Below are 6,198 nucleotides of genomic sequence, written 5' to 3' on the forward strand. Positions count from 1 at the left end.
ATAGCATTCTACTAGGCAGTGAATATTAATCGAACAAAACCACAACTACAATTTTCTTTTTTGCAATAAAGTTTAAGCGTACTTTCTTCGAATTTATGTTGGGCATGTTTATGGATAGTGGAGTTCATATTGCTGGGGATTTGATGCTTAAATTTGCTGAGAGAACTGGGTTAACTTCAAATCTACCTCCAAGGAGGTATTTGTGGACTGATTCCTTTGCAGTATGCAATTTCCTTGCACTCTACACTTTTAGTGGGGATGGTGGATGGCTTGATTTAGCTTTGAAGCTTGTGGATCAAGTTCATAATGTTCTTGGTAGGCATCGTGGTGATGATGGGAGGAGTGGATGGATAAGTGGTTTAAGTGATGATGAAGCTAAGGAGCATCCAACAATTGGTGGATTGAGGATTGGTAAGAAGCTTCCTGAGAGGAGGCCTGATGAACCTCTAGATTGGAATTTGGAGTGGGATAGGGATGGACAATACTATCATTACTTAACCAAGTGGATGCATGCATTGAATAAAGTTAGCATTGTAACTGGTGATGGGAGGTTTAGGAGGTGGGCTTATGAACTTGCAAAGAAGGTTCATTGGGCATTCACATACACCCTACCAGATGGTAGGAGGAGGATGTATTGGAAGATGAGCATAGACTTAACACGCCCACTAGTTGAATCCATGGGTCAACATGACCCATTGGATGGATATATAACATACAATGAAATTCAAGCCACAATGAAGGGTGAATTTCAGGGAAGCCTTGAACAGGAGATTAAAGATATTTATGGTATGATTGGTGGGGAAGCTGATTGGGCAACTGAAGACCCATTGGGAATAGGTGAACTACTATCCACAGCATATAGGATCGCTGAACTAATACATCTGGGGTATTGGAATGAAACTGAGTTGCTCACAAGGGTTTTGAGATCAGCATACCTAAGCCTAGAAATCTATGGAGGGGTTGGATTCATAAATCTACCATCATGGCAGAGACTCGCATTTAGGGAATTCGGCTTATCCATAGGTTTAAAAAGCCTCATGAAACTATCAAAAATGATTGAAATGGATGAAAAGCTAAGTGGAATTGAAGATCTGAAATCAATTGTGAAACTCCTATTACAGTATACGCCAATAGCTGAGAAGATAGAGAAGTTTTGGATGAATGATGAGGCTAGGAGGAGTAGGCTTTGGAGGGAACATCAAGATATAAATGAAGTTATGCTTGCCACAAGCCTAATCCCAAATGGATACATGGGAGTAAATATTCAAAGGGATTTGTAGAGGCTGAAAATAATGGTGATATGTAGTAGATGCAAATCCAACGAAGCCGTTGCCAGAATACCATACGCTAAAATGAATCTATGCATGGAATGCTTTAAGAAGTTCTATGTTAATAAACTTAAGAAGACCATTGAAGAATACCACATGATAAGAAGTGGAGACATAGTTGCAGTGGCAGTTTCAGGTGGTAAAGATAGCGCGGCATTATTACATGCATTAAGGAATGCATACCCAAAACTGGAAGTTAAAGCAATACACATAAACCTAGGGATAGAGGGGTACTCAAACCACTGCCAAGAGAAGGTTGAAGAATTGGCGAAGCAATTGGATGTGGAATTACACATCATAGACATTAAGAGGAAGATTGGGATAAGCATAGACGACTTCAAGAAAACCAAATTCAAGGGGAGAATGTGCTCAGTATGTGGAACTGTGAAGAGGCACATAATGGATGAAGCTACAATGAATATTGGTGCAAACACAATTGCCACAGGACACAACATGGATGACTACATGACATTCATTGTTAAAAACTTCATGGGGAGACAATGGAATCAACTGGTAAAACTGAAACCAGTAGTACCACCAATAATGATTGGAATGCCAAAGAAGATAAGGCCACTAATAAAATTCCCAGCAGAAGAAAACATGCTATACTGCTATTACACGAAAATACCTGTAAATGAAGTGGAATGCCCATACTCTAAGGGAGCTAAAACATTGGAAACCATGAAAATTTTAAATGAACTATTCAAGGATAAGCCAAACATGAAGTATCAAGTTCTCGGAAGCTTCCTAAACCTAATACCACTATTGGAAAATGCAATAAAAGAGGAAAGTGTGATTCCATGTAGGAAATGTGGATTCCCATCAAAGGATGGATTATGCGCATACTGTAAGAGGATTGAATTATTAAAGAGTGTGTTGAAATAATTATTTACATTATGATTTTGAATAATAGTTGGGAGGATTAGGTTGATAAGGCCTGTAAGCCCCTACCCAGCTCTAATAATAGAGGAGAGCCATGAGAAAATCATGGTGATATCTGATCTACATTTGGGGTGGGAGGCATCACTGGCTGAAGATGGAATACACATACCATCACAAACTGGGAAAATGCTTAGGAAGGTTAAGGAGGTTTTAGCCGCTGAAAATCCAAGTAGCCTAATAATACTTGGAGATCTAAAGCACACAGTGGAGAAGATAATGCTCGAGGAATGGAGGGATGTCCCATTATTCCTAGAGGAAGTTAAAAGGATGGTAGGGGAGGTTAGGGTTATACCTGGAAATCATGATGGAGATATAAGCATACTACTCCCAAATGGAGTTAAATTGGAACCACAGCAAGGGGTTATAGTTGGAGATGTGGGTTTATTCCATGGACATGCATGGCCAGACATAAGAATGCTAAATTGCAAAACGCTAGTGATAGGACATGTACACCCAGTAATAACCTTCAGAGATCACACTGGATATAGAGTTACAAGCCAAGTTTGGGTTAAAGCTCCATGCAACAATATAACCCTAGCAAAAGCCATCTTGAGGAGGTATAAGATCAAATTTAAAGATGAAGAGGAAGCTTTAAGGATACTTTCAGAGGAATACTCCACACAACCGAGGGTTGAAAATCTAATAATAATGCCATCATTCAATGAATTCCTTGGTGGTAGAGCTGTAAACAAGATATCCATAGCAAGAGATGAAGCACTAAAAGATTTCATTGGACCAATACTTAGATCTGGAAGCATAAATCTCGAAGATGCTGAAGTATACCTATTGGATGGAACATACCTAGGAGAATTAAACCAGCTTACAATTTCAAGATGACACTTGAAATCAATGTAATTGGAAAAGAACTATTCAATCTCCAAGAGTAAATGTTTTAAATAGAATTCTATTAGGATTGTTATGGTGAACATTATGGTTAATGTGAAATTTGGATTGGAATTCCTACCATCAATACCAACATCCGATACAATTGCACTTTCAAAATATGCCGATGAACTTGGATATGATGTTATATGGGTAACAGATCACTATAACAATAGGAATGTATATGTAACCTTAACAGCTATAGCTCTAAATACCAAGAGAGTTGCACTTGGACCAAGCGTTACAAATCCATACGTGGTAAACCCCATATGGACAGCCTCAGCCATAGCATCCGTAGATGAAGTATCCAATGGTAGGGCAATTCTAGGAATTGGAGCTGGAGATAAAGCAACATTGGAGAAGATGAATATTGAATGGAAATCCCCACTAAAAGCTGTAAGGGAAAGTGTGGAGGTTATTAGACGTCTACTCAAGGGGGAGGTGGTGCAATTCGATGGCGAAATAATTAAGAGTAGGGGTGCAGCTTTAAGCTACAAACCACCACATGAAATACCAATATATATAGGTGCACAGGGACCTAAAATGCTAGCATTAGCTTCAACTATTGGTGATGGAATACTCATAAATGCTTCAAACCCAAAGGATTACGATTACGCCATGAATATCATAAGGAAAGCTGCTGGAGATAGGGTTGGGAAGATAGATGTGGTGGCATGCACAAGCTTCTCAATAGATAGGGATATAAATGTGGCTCAGAAGAATGTGAGGATAGTTGTGGCATTCATAGTTGCAGGGGCAAGTGAAGAGGTTTTGAAGAGCCACAACATAGATTTAGAGAAAGCGAAGATAATTGGAGATTACATATCCAAGGGGAGATTTAAAGATGCCTCAGCAGCAGTGACAAATGAGATGATAGATGAATTCTCAATAACTGGAACCCCGGAGAAATGTGTTGAGAAGATAAGTGAACTATTGAAGAGGGGGGTTACACAAATAGTATTCGGCTCACCAATAGGTAAAGATAAGAAGGCAGCATTGGAAATGATAGCCTCAGAAGTCATACCACACTTCAAACAGGTAAAGTAAGCTGTCTAGAAAACATTAAGTGGAACTTATGAATGCAACGCTAATAGTACTGGCTGGTGGAGCTGGAAATAGGGTGGGGGTATATAAGCCATTACTGAAATTGAAGAATTCAACTTTAATTGAGTATGTATTGAGGAATCTCATGGGGGAATTTAATGAAGTAGTAATAGTCTTAAAGGGGGAGGAGCAAAGAGAGCTACTTGAATCCAATTGTGAAATTCTGAGGAATGGTAATTTCAAATACGCTTACGATTCACCAAACATGGAGGGTTTGCTTGCAGCCATATATGCTGGCACCTCAATTGCAAGTAACGGGAAGATAGCCATATCACCATCAGATACTCCATTCATAAAACCACATGTATATGAGAAGATGTGTAAATACTTGGATTATGGGTATGAAGCTGTAATTCCAAAGTGGCCTAATGGATTCATAGAACCACTAATATCAATGTATATTAAAACGCCACTACTAAAGGTTTTGGAAAGCAAGATTTCACATGGAGAGAGAAGCGTTCGCTCAATATTGGATTCCATGAAAACCCTATATGTAGATGTATATGAAGTTTCATTGAAACCTGAAATAGAATTCTTAAATGTGAATACAATTGAGGATTTGATTTTAGCGGAGAAGTTCATTTAACCATTTAATAGGCTTTATGTAATCTCCACCGGAAGCTTCAAATGAACCCACAGTCACTTGACAATAACTTTCACCACTATTCAAATTGTAAACCTCCTCCAATTTACCCCTAACAACAATTTCATCACCTGGATCAGCCAAATCCATATATAAACCCTCATAACTCACAACTCTAGATATTGGCTTTTCAGGTTTAACACCATCAATAACCTTCACATCATCAACGATATATGTGGCTGGAATGAATATGGAATCCCTTGAATCAACAACTCTAGCTTTAATTGTCGTAATCCCCATAAACCTATACTTCTCACACTCCCAACATCCCCTAACCTCATCATCCAACTTAACTGGGTGAACTGAGAACTGCCTACCCCTATATAAAGCCCTATTCCACTTATACTTACCATACAGCAACAATGCCTCTTCAAAAGTTAATGGGTGAATTTTAATTATATCCTTAGCCCAAGACTCCAAAACTTCACCCTTCGGGAGAGAGAAACTGGAATCTTCAAGTGAATATAACCTCTTCAAAGCATCCCTAACTTTAATTGCATTGGAGTAACCGTAAACCACAAGATCTATATCTGAAAAGGATGGGTTATGTATACCTAAGAGTATAGAGCCAGTTACCCCAAAGAAATCCAAATCCACACCGGACTCACTAGATAATCTTAAAACAATATCTCTAACCATACCCTCCAAGGAATCCATAGGTGAAATCATCAATTCCCTAAGCCTAAATTCAGGTTTATAGTGGAATTTCACCCTATCAATTGGCACTTCAGTGAATTCCATGGATCTATTATCATCATAAATTAGGTATTGAGGGTAATTTGCCTTCAAGAAGTTGATGGTTTCCCTAACACCCATAGCACTATAATGTGGAAGTATCCTACCATAAGATACACCACTCCTAGACCACTTAACCCTAATTTGAGATTGAAAGTTTGGTACATACTTAAGGTATGATATCACCCTACCCCTAGGATGAACATTACCTATAACGCAGAATATTAAACCCTCAATGGATTCAATGAAATCCCTATCCCTAAACCCCCTAACCATAATAAACCCACGCAAACACTAAATAAATGTTTCAATTTTAAATATATTCATTGAGGTGGGGGACATACTAATTGGTTTAATAACTAGAAATCCGAATAGCTGGTCTTCATACAATTTGATTAGAGCAATAGAAGATGCTGGGCATAAGGCGATGCCCTTCCAATTCAACGATCTAATTGCATTCATAGATTACGATGGTGTGAAAATTAAAGTTAGAGATGTCGATCTAATTAGGGATGTATCTGCAATAATAGTTAGACCATTCGGTAGGATGAGTTTGGATCAAGC

At 38.5% G+C, this 6,198-nt stretch carries 6 protein-coding genes and 1 pseudogene; 6 read left to right on the forward strand and 1 reads right to left on the reverse strand.

Features of this window, described 5'->3' with window-relative positions; translation table 11 throughout:
- The first annotated feature begins 110 nt into the window (after positions 1–110).
- The 5 genes from MRT15_RS08715 to MRT15_RS08735 all read left to right on the forward strand — a co-directional run bounded on the left by MRT15_RS08715 (position 111) and on the right by MRT15_RS08735 (position 4,842).
- On the forward strand, positions 111–1,280 hold the full coding sequence (locus MRT15_RS08715; protein WP_304329697.1) for a hypothetical protein: 1,170 nt from the start codon (positions 111–113) through the stop codon (positions 1,278–1,280).
- A gap of 12 nt (positions 1,281–1,292) precedes the next feature.
- On the forward strand, positions 1,293–2,213 hold the full coding sequence (locus MRT15_RS08720; RefSeq protein WP_304329698.1) for a TIGR00269 family protein: 921 nt from the start codon (positions 1,293–1,295) through the stop codon (positions 2,211–2,213).
- A 42-nt stretch (positions 2,214–2,255) separates the two neighbouring features.
- Positions 2,256–3,107, forward strand: a complete 852-nt coding sequence (locus tag MRT15_RS08725) for a metallophosphoesterase (RefSeq protein ID WP_304329699.1) — start codon at positions 2,256–2,258, stop codon at positions 3,105–3,107.
- A gap of 102 nt (positions 3,108–3,209) precedes the next feature.
- Positions 3,210–4,199: a 5,10-methylenetetrahydromethanopterin reductase gene (locus MRT15_RS08730; RefSeq protein WP_369684967.1), complete on the forward strand. Its 990-nt coding sequence runs from the start codon at positions 3,210–3,212 to the stop codon at positions 4,197–4,199.
- 28 nt (positions 4,200–4,227) lie between these two features.
- On the forward strand, positions 4,228–4,842 hold the full coding sequence (locus MRT15_RS08735) for a molybdenum cofactor guanylyltransferase (protein ID WP_304329701.1): 615 nt from the start codon (positions 4,228–4,230) through the stop codon (positions 4,840–4,842).
- Here the strand turns inward: MRT15_RS08735 and MRT15_RS08740 are convergent.
- Entirely contained in the window at positions 4,822–5,910 is a 1,089-nt protein-coding gene (locus MRT15_RS08740) for a hypothetical protein (protein ID WP_304329702.1), read from the reverse strand. The genes MRT15_RS08735 and MRT15_RS08740 overlap by 21 nt on opposite strands.
- A 55-nt stretch (positions 5,911–5,965) precedes the next feature.
- Between MRT15_RS08740 and MRT15_RS08745 the strand changes: the two are divergent.
- A pseudogene (locus MRT15_RS08745) lies at positions 5,966–6,198 on the forward strand (hypothetical protein); the annotation flags it as partial.

The sequence above is a fragment of the Candidatus Culexarchaeum yellowstonense genome (genome assembly GCF_024707025.1).
GTDB lineage: Archaea > Thermoproteota > Methanomethylicia > Culexarchaeales > Culexarchaeaceae > Culexarchaeum.

What these genes read in the sequence shown, in the direction of transcription:
- MRT15_RS08720 (WP_304329698.1), top strand. Translation starts at nt 1,293, where the DNA reads ATGGTGATATGTAGTAGATGCAAATCCAACGAAGCCGTTGCCAGAATA.
- MRT15_RS08735 (WP_304329701.1), top strand. Translation starts at nt 4,228, where the DNA reads ATGAATGCAACGCTAATAGTACTGGCTGGTGGAGCTGGAAATAGGGTG.
- MRT15_RS08740 (WP_304329702.1), bottom strand. Translation starts at nt 5,910, where the DNA reads ATGGTTAGGGGGTTTAGGGATAGGGATTTCATTGAATCCATTGAGGGT.
- MRT15_RS08715 (WP_304329697.1), top strand. Translation starts at nt 111, where the DNA reads ATGGATAGTGGAGTTCATATTGCTGGGGATTTGATGCTTAAATTTGCT.